The organism is Streptomyces sp. NPDC127100 (genome assembly GCF_042724095.1).
In the GTDB taxonomy this organism is placed as follows: domain Bacteria; phylum Actinomycetota; class Actinomycetes; order Streptomycetales; family Streptomycetaceae; genus Streptomyces.
This window is the reverse complement of the sequence record NZ_JBHXFL010000062.1, coordinates 24,828-36,272: the sequence shown is the minus strand read 5'-3', so window position 1 is coordinate 36,272 and position 11,445 is coordinate 24,828. Positions and strand designations below refer to the sequence as shown.

Here is an 11,445-nt window from a genome sequence, read left to right as displayed (position 1 = left end):
ACACCACCACCATCCACATCACCGGCCACCAAAACAACAACACCATCTTCAACACCACCATCAACGGACCCATCAACACACCCACATGACCACCCACCGGACAGCGAGTCAGGAACGGCCATCCCCCTCCCCGCCTTGACCAGCCCCCAGCACCGGCAAGGCCAAATGGGCAAGATCTCCCGGAGGAGACGTGCTCACCGGCCACAGAGGAGCAGCAACACCGTCAGCGACCGCGGCCGGGGCGTCGGTCAGCCGCATGCGTTCCCGCAGCCGGCCGTAGAAGTCCATGGGCCCCAGCCGCACCGCGCGCAGCCGGCGAGGTGCGGCGTAGACACCGAGCCAGTCGCCGGGATCGAGTACACCCCGCATCTGGCCGTCGATGCTCACGGCGGCACGACCCGACCGTTCGAGGATGCGCAGTCCGACGGGCTCGTCCGGGGCGGTCACCACGGAGCGGTCGAACGTCATGTGCGGGGCCACCGCCGTGAAGACGAGTGCCTCCGCCCGGGGTGAGACCACCGGGCCGCCGGCGGCGAAACTGTAGGCGGTCGAACCCGTCGGGGTCGCCACCAGAAGTGCGTCGGCGGAGTATGAGGCCAGCAGCCGCCCGGCAACGTAGACGCCGACCGAGATCTGCCGGTCCCTCGACAGCTTCTCGAGCACCACGTCATTGAGGGCCGTGACGTTCAGGGCGACGCCCCACTCGTCGCCACTGGCGCAGTCGTCGCGCACCCGCGGAGGTGGCAGCGACGGGCCTCGCCCGTAACGCAGCAGCGTCTCCATCTCCTGCGGGATCTCCAGCGGGCGAGAGGCCCGCAGAGTGAGCAGCATGCGGTTCTCCGGCTGCACGAGATCACCCTGGACGGCGTCGAGCGCCGCCCGCACCTCCGGTGCTGGGACCTCGGTCAGGAATCCGACCCGCCCCAGGTCCACGCCCAGGATCAGGGCGTCGTTCCGCGCCGCCAGCCGAGCGCCGCGCAGGAAGGTGCCATCACCGCCCAGCGTGACGATGAGGTCCGGGTCGCCTGCCGCGTCCAGCTCCTCCTGGGCGCTGCGCCGGCCATGTCCGCTCCATACATCGATGTCCGAGCACCCGACGGCGTTCTCCGCACACCAGTCCCGGACCTCCCGTGCCGCCTGCTCGGCGCCCTCGCGTCCACCGTGCACCACGAGTCCGACCCGCTCGATCGCCATCGCCGTCTCCCTGCGGGTTTCGTACCGGTATGCCAGGTGTGCTCTGAATCCTCGCCGACCTTGACGGCGAGGGGAGCACGACATGCCGGAGCGGGATGTGCGGCGGCGTCCTAGGGCCGGTCCCCTCGTTCTCGGGCCGGCCCCCTCATGTGTGAGGGGCGTGGCGTCGCGCCCTGGCGTAGAGGCAGCGGCCCCGGGCACCGGAGCAGACTTACATGAGGGGTGTGTCGTCCGGCTGGGTGTCCGAGAACTCCCACCACGCGAGCGGCAGCCAGTCGCCGCCGACGAAGCCGTCGACGGATGCGCCGGTGCCCCGGATGGCCACCCGGGTCCCCACTGGGTAGCTGGTGCCGGACAGCCCGGAGACCGGGACGAGCAGCACGCCGAGTCGTCGTGTCACGGTTTCTGATCCTTTCCGCGTCGCACGGAAGTGCGATTTGCCTTCCCTAGATGCAAAGCATTGCATCCTGGACCAATCTGGACAGTGAGGGAACACACAAATGGCTGGGCGAGCCGCGTGGACCAGGACCTCTTGCGCGAGGGAGTGAAGAAGCTCTCCTGAGCCGCTGTTTCCAGCAGTGATCGAGCGATTGCGTTGAGTGGAGGTACTCGACGATGAAGGCTGTCGTGTACAAGGGACCGTTCGAGGTAGCGATCGAGCAGGTCGAGGACCCCCGAATACAGCACCCGAACGATGTGATCGTGCGTGTCACGTCCAGCGCCATCTGCGGCTCGGACCTACACATGTACGAAGGTCGGACCGCCGCCGAGCCCGGAATCGTCTTCGGGCACGAGAACCTGGGCGTCATCGAGGACGCCGGGGAGGGCGTGACGTCGCTCAGCCGCGGCGACCGAGTCGTCATGCCCTTCAACGTGGCGTGCGGCTTCTGCAAGAACTGCACGGACGGATACACGGGCTTCTGTCTGACCGTGAACCCGGGGTTCGCCGGCGGTGCGTACGGCTACGTGGCCATGGGTCCCTACGTGGGAGGCCAGGCCGAGTACGTGAAGGTGCCCTACGCGGACTTCAACTGCCTGAAGCTCCCCGAGGGCACCCAGAACGAAACCGACTTCATCCTGCTCGCCGACATCTTCCCCACCGGCTACCACGGCAACGAGCTGGCCGACGTGCGTCCTGGTGACACCGTCGCCGTCTACGGTGGTGGCCCGGTCGGACTGATGGCCGCGTACTCGGCGATGCTGCGCGGGGCGAGCAAGGTCTTCGTGGTCGACCGGGTGACCGAGCGGCTGCAGAAGGCGGAGGAGATCGGTGCCATCCCGATCAACTTCACCGAGGGCAACCCGGTGGAGCAGATCCAGGAGCAGACCGACGGCCAGGGTACGGACAAGGGCATCGACGCTGTCGGCTACCAGGCCCAGGCCCGTGGCCAGGACCGTGAGGAACCGGCGATCGTACTGAACTCGCTGGTCGACACGGTCCGGCCGACGGGCGCTCTGGGAGTGCCGGGCCTGTATGTCCCGCGGGATCCGGGCGGACCGAACGAACAGGCCAAGCAGGGCATGCTGATGGTCTCCATAGGCCGCATGTTCGAGAAGGGCCTGCGCATGGGCACCGGTCAGTGCAACGTCAAGCGCTACAACCGGCACCTGCGCGATCTGATCATCGCCGGACGCGCGCGGCCCAGCTTCGTCGTCTCCCACGAGCTGCCCCTCGACCAGGCACCATCGGCGTACGAGAAGTTCGACAAGCGCGTCGAGGGCTACACCAAGGTCGTCCTCCATCCCCACGACTGAGGAGGCCTGTCCACGGAGGTTGAGTCCCGGCGCCGGGTAAGGGACCTGGCGCCGGGGCTGCCTTCGGACCTGGCGCGCTCCATCGTGATCGCGGTCGACAGGACCAGGGACATCGGGCGGTTGACACCTGTCCGCAGAGGCACAGCAGGCTCCAGGGAGATAGAGACTAGGCGGAGGCAGAAGGAGGTCCGCAGCCAGCCGCTGCCTCCCAGCCTCTTGCCGCCGCTTCCGCTTTCCCCGTCCTGGCAGGTGCCCAGCATCGCTGACCGACGTCGGCGCGACAACGCAGTGAGCCGAGACCGCACTGGCGCTGCCGTCCTGCGCCTCGTGCCAGTTGTCGCCCCAACTGCGAGAGCGCGGCCTATGCTTGAAGGTCGCGCTGGTACCAGGTGCCCAACCTGCCGCCGAGATCGGACGGGGCGGCCGGGCCGACCGGGACGAACCCGGCCTTGCTCAACACCTTCTGGGACGCGGCATTGTCGTGGGAGGTGGCCGCCCGTAGTGTCCGCAGCCCGTGCCGCGCTGCCGCCAGCCGGCAGACCTCCTGGACGGTCGCGGTCGCCACGCCGCGGCCGGCGACCTGCTGCGCGACCCGGTAGCCGAGTCTTGCGGTGCCGTCCTCCAAGTCGTACAGGTTGAACCGGCCCAGAACCGAGCCGTCATCCCCGACGAGCGCGTAGAAGGCACAGACGCCGGCCTCTTGCTCAGCCAGCAAGGCGCTGTGCCGGTCGGGGTACTGGTCGAAGAACGTGTCGCCGCGATCGCCGATCGAGGCAGCGAAGTAGGCGCGGTTCACCAGCTCGAAGGCCAGGACTGCCGGGGAATGGCCAGCACGTAGTTGCTCCAGCTTGGGCACCCCCCAACTCTACCCGGAGGGTCTGCTGGTGCCATCTGATTCCGCCACCGGTGGCCGACAACCGGCACGCGACGACTGGGAGGGACCAAGTGGGTTTGCCATACTGGCGCGATGTGTTTTCGTGGGGGAACTCCTAACCGACATTACGTGTGCCTGCCGTGCCGTTCCTCGTTCAAGAAGCGTGGTACGTGGGCAAGCCGATGCGCGCGATGCGGCGGTGAGTTGATCGACGCGGGCCAGGACCTCGCTGTGCCGAAGCGGAGGGACTCCGCCGGGTGGCGTACGCTGACCGCCCTGCTGAACGCGGGTGTCACGTTCCACTCCGGCTGCTGCGACGGGCCCGGCTGGCGGCCGCGAACACCGCGCGAGGTACGCGAGCGGCTGGCCGCGGCCGCCGGCACCGGCGTGCCGCTGAGCGTGGCGCTGACGACAGTCGACCCCGACGAGCTCCGTTCGGGGCACACGGCACGCTGAGCCTCGGCGTGGCCCGTCCGCACTCGGGGACGCGCTCCTGAGACGCCGCTTCTTCAGCATCAGTGCAAGCGGTGGTCCCGGCTCGATTCACTCGTAACGCAGGCGCAGTGACTCGCGTTCGGCCTCCTCGATCTGGTCGACGGTCAGGCCGGGCAGATTCAGCTGGGCCAGCGTCACCTCGGCGCTGGTCGGCTGGGCTTCGGCAGGCACCCAGTGCTCCGGTCGCCAGGCGTTGGCGCGCATCAGCGACTTCGGGCAGTGGGGGTAGGCCTGCTCGACCTGCACCACGATCGCCGAGACCGGCGGTTTGCCGACGGGAGTGAGCTGGGCGAGCAGCTCCGGGCGCGCCGAGACACAGGCGCGGCCGTTGACGCGCAGTGTGGTCGGGCGGCCGGGGACGAGGAAGAGCAGGCCGACGCGTCCGGTCTGCAGCACGTTGTGCATGGTGTCGAGCCGCTTGTTGCCCGTCGCGTCTGGGATCGCCAAGGTCCGCTCGTCCAGCACCGAGACGAACCCGGCCGGGCCGCCCCGCGGTGTCACATCCGCACGCCCCTCGGCGTCCGCAGTGCCGATGAACACGAGCGAGGAACAGCCGATCAGCGCTCGGGTTACCTCCGTCAGGCGGTCGGTCTCCTTGCGGAGCGCGTGCGGGTTCGGCTGCGGGTAGAGCTCGCGCAGCTGGTCCGGGCTGGTGAGGGCGTCCGCCCGCAGGGTTTCGAAGAGCGCGCCGGCGGCTCCGGTGTCGATCATCATACGGATGACCCTAAGAGATGACCGGGGCAACGCGTGGGTCAGCGCGTGATCTCGCCCGCATCAGAGCCGGGCTGGGGGCGTGATCTTCCCGTGGCTCACCGATGTGTGACGGCCGCCGGTGAGCGGCCGTCAGAAGAACAAGGTGTGCGGGGTGCTGCTCCGACCGGCGTATCACTGTTCCTAGCTCGATGGTCTGAGATGCCTCGCGGACGCGTGGCCCCAAGGACGCACATACTCCCCCTCTGGTGGCTGATGTGGTCGCGTGGAGGTGAGTGAGAGCCTCCGGGGTGTCGCAACAGTCCGATAAACCGGGAGCCGGCCTCATGACCATCGGCGCGCCACCGCCCACCTCTGTACGTCCTGCAACCACCGCACCCGTCCCTCCATGGGCCCGGCGTGCGGCAGGCGCGGTCCTGTGGACCTCCATGCCGTCGGCGTTGTGGCGGTTCGCTGTGGTGACCGGTGTTCCGCTCGGACTCGCCCAGTCCGAGTACGAGGCGATGCTCATTCCCGGTTGGGGGTATCTCGTCGTGCCGTTGCTGTCCGTGCTGCAGGAGGCTCTGGCCTTCCTGACGTTGGGACTGGTGCGGCCATGGGGCGAGGTCTGGCCGCGGTGGGTCCCGCTCCTACGCGGGCGCCGCATCCCAGTGCTCGCCGCAGCCGTGCCCGCGGCGCTGGGTGCACTCGCCTGCACGGTCTACGGCGTGCTCTTCGTGTGGACGACGCTGCACTCCGAGATGGCGATCACGCAGTGGGGGAAGTGGGTGATGACAGCCTGCTATGTGCCGATGGTGGCATGGGGGCCACTCTTGGCTGTCGTTACCACGCACTACTACCGGCGGCGCAATCGCCCGTGACTCGCCGCCGGGACCGAGATGGCGCCGGCACTCGGGCGCGCTCCCGGCGAGCGCGTGGCCGCGGGCCGGTAGAGACCGGACAGCGTTGCTACGCGACTTCCGGTTCGCGCTCCATCCAGAGGTTGCCGGTGGGGTCTCCGTCGTCGCGTTGGCGGACCATCCGATTGGTTTCCGCTGCGCTCTCCGAGATGCACGACGAATGGATCGCCTTACCTCGCCACTCCCCTCCCGAGGCGATATGGGCGATATCTACCATAGGCTCTGTTTTAGTTCCCTCGCGCTACCCAACGCACCGCAATACAACGCCAGTTGATGCGCGACACCATGACGAGGGATACTGCCTGGCGGATGCATGCTCCCGACCGAGTGGCGCTCGCTTCAATACCCTTCCGTGCGGGTCATCACAGGGCATCTATCCAAAGACTACTGGGCAGTTGACCTCAGGGTTTCGTGGTAGCGTCCTCGCTCGGAGGGACAGTGCAACCTGAAAGGGAAATCGTGAACACGGAGAAGATCGCCGCTCGCCGCCTCTCGCTGGAAGAGGTGACGAAGCTCGGCGTGAAGGACAGAGTCTTCGTTTCCGCCGACACGGCAGAACTCAAACTTCCCGACTGCTATGTCCCTGCCTTTCTGACCAAGTCCGGTGAGGAATTCGAGGGCGGCTCGATCACGGCGAGAACCGTATTCGAGGAAGAGGTCTCCTGCCTTCCCGACGACGAGAACGAAGCCGGAATCTATCTCGCCGACGAGAACGGCTCGGCGACCATCGAGGTCCTCCAGTCCGCCGGTGTCGTGCTGGACCTGACACTCTTCGTCCCTGGTGGGGACAAGGGGGCCCTCACGGCCCTTTACGCTGCGGCCCGGCAGGCGTTCGGCGCCGACATCGTGCAGATCTGGCGCCAGGGCCTCAAGGAGGTTCCCGACGTGAAGGTCGACATCTTCGAGGAGCAGATTCCCCGGGGGCGCAAGGCGAGCGACAGCCCCAAGCGTGACCGTCGCGCGATCGACACCTACCCCACCCGTGCGGACTTCATCGAGTTCTCCCCGGGGTGGAAGCCGGTCGTTGAGATTCACAGGCCGGTTGTTGACGACACCCCGACCATCTGAGGCGGCGTTACCTCTCGTCTCGGCCTGAGCTCCGGACCCGGTCGACCCCTGAGCGGCCCAGTGAGCGGTAGGAAAACAACTCACAAACGCCAAAGTGCCGTTCTACACGATGCCCCAGACAGCCCGCCTGACCAAGAACAAAGCCTTCGTCCGCACCGTCGGCCCGACCATGCTCAGCGCGTGGTCGGCTGCGCAAGGACCCCGTGAGCGGTGACGCCGATCCCAAGCTCGCGGCAGGTGTCCAGGATGCCGTCGGTCTCGGGGTCACGGCTGAGAAGGGAGTACTCCATCTGTACGTCGCAGATGGGGTGCACGGCGTGGCGGCGGAGACCTCACCCGGACAGCTCCTGCTCGACCCAGATCGTCTTCCCCCTCTGCCCGTACCTGCTCCCCCACCGGCGGCTTAGCTGAGCCACCAGAAACAGCCCTCGGCCACCTTCGTCGCTGGTGCGGGCTCGGCGCATGCGGGGCTGGGTGTTGCTGGGGTCGGTGACCTCGCAGAAGAGAGCCTCGTCGCGGATCAAGCGCAGCCCCACAGGGCCGCCCGCGTACCGCACGGCGTTGGTGACGAGTTCGCTGACGATCAGCTCGGTCACGAAGGCATTGCCCTCAAGTCCCCATTCGGCGAGCTGGCCCGTCGCCGCATCTCTCGCCGAGGCGACCGCCCGGGGGTCGGCCGAGAACTCCCAGTCGGCGACGGAGCCCGCCTCCAGTGCGGAGATACGCGCGACCAGGACGGCGGCGTCGTCGCGTAGGGGACGTGCCCCGGAACCGGCCATGAGCGCCTGGGCAATTGCGGTGAGCTCACCACCGGAGGACTGGAGCCGCGCCAGCCTGTCCGCCAGTTCACGGGTGGAACCGTCTATGTCGACGCCGTAGTACTGAAGGAGGCCATCGGTGTAGAGGGCGAGGCAACTGTCCGGTGGTACGTCGACGGTCGTCGCCTCGAACGGCAGGCCGCCGACTCCGAGGGGCGGCCCCGGCCGCATGGTCACCGGAGCGACTCTGCCGTCCGGTAGGGCCAGCAGCGGCGGCGGATGGCCCGCCGTTGCCATCGTGCAGCGTCCGGCCACCGGATCGTGCACGGCGACCAGACAGGTCGCGCCGACTACGTCCCCCTGTGCGGGATCCGCCTCACCAGCCAGCCGGCACACCAGGTCATCCAGATGGGTGAGCAGTTCGTCAGGCGTCAGTTCCAGATCCGCCAGTGTCTGCACGGCAGTGCGCAGTCGCCCCATGGTGGCAGTGGCGTGCAGGCCGTGGCCGGTCACGTCTCCGACGACGAGCGCGGTCCGCAGTGAGGGGAGTTCGATCGCGTCGAACCAGTCCCCACCGATTTCGGCGCCGCCCGACGCGGGCCGGTAGGCGCCCGTGGTCTCCATGACGCGAGTGGAGGTGAACGCCTGCGGCAGCAGGCGCCTCTGCAGGGCCACGGCAGCGCGGTGCTCTCGCGTGTACCTGCGGGCGTTGTCCACGCCGAGGGCCGAATGAGCCGCGATCTCGGAGAGCAGGGCCGCGTCCTCCTCCTCGAAAGGGTCGGGGCGGTCGGTGCGCCAGGCAGCGACCAGTCCAAGCACCAAACCACGCGCGAAGAGGGGGGCGGCGATCATGGAGTGTCCGCCTTCGGGCGCCGCGAGGCGCAGGTGGTCCGGGTCCGCCAAGCCCTGCCTCAGAGTCTCCCGGTCGATGACGATCGCGCGGCCTTCCTGCAGCTCACGGACCATGGGGACGTTGGGGAAAGGCGGGACGGTCGCGCCGGGCCTAAGCAGCAGTCCCGGCGGCCATCGACCATTCGCCGAGCGGACCGCGGCCCTGCGCAGGTGGAGATCGCCTCCGCCGAAGGTCTTCGGCGGTTCGTCTCCCCTGAGAACGGCATCCCCCAGATCCACCCATGCGACGTCGGCGAAGTCCGGAACCAGCGTGTCGACGATCTCTTCGGCCGTCCTGCTGATGTCGAGCGTGCCCCCGATGTCCGCTGACGCGTGATGCCTCAACTCACGCCGTCGCTCAGCCTGCCAGTGCCCGGTGGCATCGGTGAACAGGACCGCGACGCCCGTGGGCCGGCCGCAGGCGTCCTCAGTCCGTACCGCGGACACGGACAGGGACCACTCCACGTACGGTGGCAGCGCTGACCTGACCCGCTGCTCGTGTGCGGCGAGCGGAACGCCTGTCTGTAGTACCGCCCGCAGCTCCGCTTCTACGCCGGCGGCGTCGGCCGGGTGCATCGTGTCGGAGAATCGGCTGCCCACGGGAAGCGGCGGTCCGGCGAGCGCGCTACGCGACAGGTTGCTCCGTACGACGGCGAGATCCGTGTCCCTGAGGACGAAGCCGATGCGGCTCTGTTCGAGCAGCGCACGCGACAGGGCCGCGTCCCACTCGGCCTCGGAGGCCTGGTCTGCGGCGACGGCCAGAACGAGCGACAGTACGGGATTCCGCAGTCCGTCGACGCGATAGCGCACGGGGATGATCTTCCCTGGGCCGGACCGCAGCGTGGTCGTTCCGCTGTCCGGCAGCCGCCCGGTGGGAACAACGTCGGGGTCGGCCAGCAGCCGGAGGACGGAACTATGCAGGACCTCCGCGGCCGGCCGCTGCACGAGGTCTTCTGCGGCGCGTGACCAGCCGACCACGACACCGCGGCGGTCGATCAGTGCGGCCGCCACCTGGCTCGGCGGAGCACCCTCGACCGCGTCGTCCATGTTCATGCCGTCGTCACCGCCTCCCGATGGGCCGGTGAGTCCATCATGTCGCGACGCCGGGAGCCTCGCCTTTCCGGCGGAGACGGCACGGCGTACATCCATCTGCTCGATCTGCTCGAGAGCCGCACGCTGTCTGTGCTGCCCACAAGCGACCAGTCCTTGAACGATCACGACTTGGTCGATGCCCTGGACTCGCGTAACCGCGACGAGGCGTTTCCCCCTCCTGTTGTTGAGATCCGGGGGGCGTGTCACCGGGTCCGACGCATCGACGGACCGCTGATGAAGGGCTTGAGCACCGGCACGCCCGGTTCACTTCGAGGGCTGGTCACCGTGGTCGCCTTGAAGCGTGTGACGACGTTCCTGCTCGCGCTTGGAGTAGGCGGCTGCCCGGATCGCCTCGTCGCTCTCCAAGCCTGATCCCAGAGCGCCGCCCACGGTGGCGACCGACGCGACGAACCAGGACAGCGTCAAGTACTCCGTGGCGTGCAGCGAAGTTCGCGTCATGGACGCGAACACCTGGCCGTTGAGGATGAACAGCGCCCACACCAAGTTGATGACCATCAAACCCACGTAGCAGACGAGTACCCCGATACCCACGGTCACGACCGTCGAGACGTTGTAGAGCCTGGCCCTCTGCCTCGCTTCCGGTGCGCCTTCTGTTGATCGATGCCACAGCTCTCCGTCTACGATCAGCCAGCCGATCATGAGCCCGACGGCTCCGACCATGGCGATCACGAGGCGTGGCGCGCTCAGGGCCGCGGCCAGGCTCCAGGTGGTGGAGTCCAGGGTGGCGATGGCCCCCGTGGCAAGTGCGGCCGCCAGGGCTTTCGACAAGCCCGTCGCCAAGCGCCACGGCCGGTTGGCGCGAACCATGCCGAAGAGTACTCGTAGGTAACCGCGCGGCCCGCTGACGACGTATCGAAGATCGTCGGCCTCCGTCTCACCGATCGGGCCCGGATGAACAGGCGCGAGACGACTGACGAAGGGCCCCAGAGTCGTCTGACTTCGCGGAGGTGCTTCAGTCCCAGTGGCTAGCGGGCCCGCCAAGTCAAGCACGGCTTCTTCGACGGCCCGCCGGGCCCTCGTCAGCAGCCACAGGCCCCCCAGTGATGGAAGCGAGAGCAGCGCCAAGCCGTGTTCGTGATTCAGGTCCACAGCGAGCCTGCGCCCGTGTGAGTGCAGTGGAAGGTCGGTGAGGGCCACGACGACGTCCCAGTTCTCCGTGCTCCCACGGTCCATGATCCGGCGCATCAAAGTAGGCAGGTCCTCCGTCCCCGAGGTGAAGGGCTCACTGACCACCTCGACGTCGAACCGTCGCCTCTGCCCCGACTTATCGGCGAGCCGAGCAGAGAGTGTCCGCGCCGTGCGCTGTGCGATCTCCGTCGGCGCGTACGGATCCGCCAGAAGAGCCACGACCGTGACGCCCTGCGACGACACCCGCATGAGTCGATCCTCCTCGTCGGCTGCCCCGCGATCCCAAGTGCCCACAGACGCCACCGAGGTAACGCGGACGCCGCGTGACACGCTGACCTCCGCCGGCAGGTGCGGGCGGAACGGCCGGATCTCCTCGCTTCCCACCTGGGCCTGCTCCCACCACCGGGCCGCGATCGCGTCCGCCACCCCGAACACCTGTTCAGGCGCCATCCTGGCCACCGGCCTTTCCCGAGCGTTCTCTGGCTCTGCCATCGGTCCGCACGCCCGTTCGGCGACTCGGACAGTCGGGCGCATGGGCCTGGCAGGGCAAGACAGTGAG

Annotated in this window: 11 protein-coding genes; 4 read left to right on the top strand and 7 right to left on the bottom strand. The window is 68.1% G+C overall.

What is annotated here, in order from left to right; genetic code table 11:
• Positions 1-108: 108 nt before the first annotated feature.
• Both ACFWJB_RS33070 and ACFWJB_RS33065 read right to left on the bottom strand, forming a co-directional pair.
• Positions 109-1,194 (bottom strand): NAD(+)/NADH kinase, encoded by a 1,086-nt coding sequence (locus ACFWJB_RS33070; RefSeq protein WP_386926851.1) that lies wholly within the window; start codon positions 1,192-1,194, stop codon positions 109-111.
• A gap of 211 nt (positions 1,195-1,405) precedes the next feature.
• Positions 1,406-1,594, bottom strand: a complete 189-nt coding sequence (locus ACFWJB_RS33065) for a hypothetical protein (RefSeq protein WP_386926849.1) — start codon at positions 1,592-1,594, stop codon at positions 1,406-1,408.
• A 215-nt stretch (positions 1,595-1,809) separates the two neighbouring features.
• Between ACFWJB_RS33065 and ACFWJB_RS33060 the strand changes: the two genes are divergently transcribed.
• Positions 1,810-2,949: a glutathione-independent formaldehyde dehydrogenase gene (locus tag ACFWJB_RS33060; protein WP_386926847.1), complete on the top strand. Its 1,140-nt coding sequence runs from the start codon at positions 1,810-1,812 to the stop codon at positions 2,947-2,949.
• Between the two features lie 361 nt (positions 2,950-3,310).
• Here ACFWJB_RS33060 and ACFWJB_RS33055 read toward each other — a convergent pair whose 3' ends face one another.
• The gene (locus ACFWJB_RS33055) at positions 3,311-3,805 is read right to left on the bottom strand and encodes a GNAT family N-acetyltransferase (protein WP_386926845.1); all 495 of its coding nucleotides are present in this window, start codon (positions 3,803-3,805) and stop codon (positions 3,311-3,313) included.
• 249 nt (positions 3,806-4,054) lie between these two features.
• Between ACFWJB_RS33055 and ACFWJB_RS33050 the strand changes: the two genes are divergently transcribed.
• Positions 4,055-4,279 (top strand): hypothetical protein, encoded by a 225-nt coding sequence (locus ACFWJB_RS33050; protein WP_386926843.1) that lies wholly within the window; start codon positions 4,055-4,057, stop codon positions 4,277-4,279.
• A gap of 87 nt (positions 4,280-4,366) precedes the next feature.
• Here the strand turns inward: ACFWJB_RS33050 and ACFWJB_RS33045 are convergent, their stop codons facing one another.
• Positions 4,367-5,032, bottom strand: a complete 666-nt coding sequence (locus tag ACFWJB_RS33045) for an MSMEG_1061 family FMN-dependent PPOX-type flavoprotein (protein ID WP_386926841.1) — start codon at positions 5,030-5,032, stop codon at positions 4,367-4,369.
• A 323-nt stretch (positions 5,033-5,355) separates the two neighbouring features.
• Between ACFWJB_RS33045 and ACFWJB_RS33040 the strand changes: the two genes are divergently transcribed.
• Complete coding sequence (locus tag ACFWJB_RS33040; protein WP_386926839.1) at positions 5,356-5,889, top strand: hypothetical protein; 534 nt, start codon at positions 5,356-5,358, stop codon at positions 5,887-5,889.
• Between the two features lie 498 nt (positions 5,890-6,387).
• A complete protein-coding gene (locus tag ACFWJB_RS33035) occupies positions 6,388-6,996 on the top strand; it encodes a hypothetical protein (RefSeq protein ID WP_386926837.1) in 609 nt (202 codons plus the stop codon).
• Between the two features lie 173 nt (positions 6,997-7,169).
• Here ACFWJB_RS33035 and ACFWJB_RS33030 read toward each other — a convergent pair whose 3' ends face one another.
• The 3 genes from ACFWJB_RS33030 to ACFWJB_RS33020 form a co-directional block, all read right to left on the bottom strand.
• Entirely contained in the window at positions 7,170-7,310 is a 141-nt protein-coding gene (locus tag ACFWJB_RS33030; RefSeq protein WP_386926835.1) for an aldo/keto reductase, read from the bottom strand.
• An 18-nt stretch (positions 7,311-7,328) separates the two neighbouring features.
• Entirely contained in the window at positions 7,329-9,692 is a 2,364-nt protein-coding gene (locus tag ACFWJB_RS33025; RefSeq protein WP_386926855.1) for a SpoIIE family protein phosphatase, read from the bottom strand.
• Positions 9,693-10,001: 309 nt separating this feature from the next.
• Positions 10,002-11,135, bottom strand: a complete 1,134-nt coding sequence (locus ACFWJB_RS33020) for a hypothetical protein (RefSeq protein ID WP_386926853.1) — start codon at positions 11,133-11,135, stop codon at positions 10,002-10,004.
• Positions 11,136-11,445: the final 310 nt, after the last annotated feature.

Coding starts and splice junctions, on each gene's coding strand:
- ACFWJB_RS33060 (WP_386926847.1), top strand. CDS start 1,810: ATGAAGGCTGTCGTGTACAAGGGACCGTTCGAGGTAGCGATCGAGCAG.
- ACFWJB_RS33040 (WP_386926839.1), top strand. CDS start 5,356: ATGACCATCGGCGCGCCACCGCCCACCTCTGTACGTCCTGCAACCACC.
- ACFWJB_RS33020 (WP_386926853.1), bottom strand. CDS start 11,135: ATGCGGGTGTCGTCGCAGGGCGTCACGGTCGTGGCTCTTCTGGCGGAT.
- ACFWJB_RS33045 (WP_386926841.1), bottom strand. CDS start 5,032: ATGATGATCGACACCGGAGCCGCCGGCGCGCTCTTCGAAACCCTGCGG.
- ACFWJB_RS33025 (WP_386926855.1), bottom strand. CDS start 9,692: ATGGACGACGCGGTCGAGGGTGCTCCGCCGAGCCAGGTGGCGGCCGCA.
- ACFWJB_RS33070 (WP_386926851.1), bottom strand. CDS start 1,194: ATGGCGATCGAGCGGGTCGGACTCGTGGTGCACGGTGGACGCGAGGGC.